Origin of the sequence: Moorena sp. SIO4A1 (genome assembly GCF_010672065.1) — a bacterium.
GTDB lineage: Bacteria > Cyanobacteriota > Cyanobacteriia > Cyanobacteriales > Coleofasciculaceae > Moorena.
The window spans coordinates 1-1,287 of sequence record NZ_JAAHHX010000021.1; the positions used below are offsets into that span (position 1 = coordinate 1).

A 1,287-nucleotide genomic window follows, 5' to 3' on the forward strand; every position below is an offset into this window, starting at 1 on the left:
TCCTCGGTGGGCAGTGCTTGACAAACGATTCATGTGCTGGCAGCTTTGGTAGCCACTGCCCACCTACGATTAATCACAAGCTTGATGTAGGGTGGGCAGTGCTTGACAAACGATTCATGTGCTGGCCATAGCTTTGGTAGCCACTGCCCACCGAGGATTAATCACAATAGTGCCAGATCTTAAATTAACTGCTACTACTAGCTAAAGATGGCACCAACTCCTCTTGTTCCTGCCAACCTTTTGGCCAAAGTATACGATCAGCACTAAAGTGAAGTGGATCATTGTCTGGCCAAGGAGCATCAATTGGTTCCTCAATCAGAACAAATTCGCCATTGTCAAAAGGGTTACCTTCGGCGCGATGCTTGATTTCAACTCGTTCCCGAATACCCTGTTTTTCCTGAGTAAGAGCGCGGTGGTGACAGTAAGGATTATTCCCTCTGCGGTCAAAGAAAACATGAGCAGTCCAACTGCAGCCACCACGACACAGTTGAGCAAATTCACAACTCTTGCAGAAACCCCACAGATGGTCTGTCCCTTTAGGAGTATCAGCTCCTAGATTAAACCGCAACTCCTCCGTCTCTTCGATAATTTCACGTAGGGAGTGGTCTCGGATATTACCTCCAGTGTAGGCGGAAGTCGGCAATGAGGGACAACCTTTGATAGCACCATCGGCTTCGATGCCTAAGCTAGATAGTCCAGCATTGCACCCCTGCCAAAATGCCCAAGGATTATCCTATATTTGGATTAATTACACCTCTATTCACCCAGCTAATTTTAGACCGAGTGGTGGTGCAGCGCTCTGGGCTAACCTTAATGGCGGTGGGGTTAGGGCTGCTGATATTTAGCCTGTTTCGAGTGGCAATGATGGGGTTGCGGCAATATCTACTAGACCACACGGCTAATAAAGTAGATGCAGCACTGATTGTAGGATTTATTCGCCATACACTGCGGTTGCCTCTTTCGTTTTTTGAGTCCCGCTATGTTGGTGACATTATATCACGGGTTCAGGAAAACCGCAAGATTGAGCGGTTCCTGACCGGTGAAGCCTTATCAATTCTGCTGGATTTAGTAACGGTATTTATCTATGTAGGATTGATGGTTTGGTACAGCTGGAAAATGGCGTTATTGGCCTTAGTAATTGTGCCGCCATTCTTATGGCTAGCATTGATTGCAACACCGTTTTTACGCAGGATTTCCCGAGAAATATTTCAATCGATGGCTAAAGAAAATAGTTATCTAATTGAAGCGCTTTCCGGTGTAAGTACGGTAAAATCAACCGCAGTATAA

At 46.2% G+C, this 1,287-nt stretch carries 1 protein-coding gene and 1 pseudogene; one reads left to right on the forward strand and one right to left on the reverse strand.

Annotated features, from left to right (window positions below):
* Window positions 1-184: 184 nt before the first annotated feature.
* Window positions 185-694 (reverse strand): annotated as a pseudogene (locus F6K53_RS15970) (SPASM domain-containing protein); the annotation flags it as partial.
* 23 nt (window positions 695-717) lie between these two features.
* Here F6K53_RS15970 and F6K53_RS15975 point away from each other — a divergent pair.
* Window positions 718-1,287, forward strand: a complete 570-nt coding sequence (locus tag F6K53_RS15975) for an ABC transporter transmembrane domain-containing protein (RefSeq protein WP_293081323.1) — start codon at window positions 718-720, stop codon at window positions 1,285-1,287.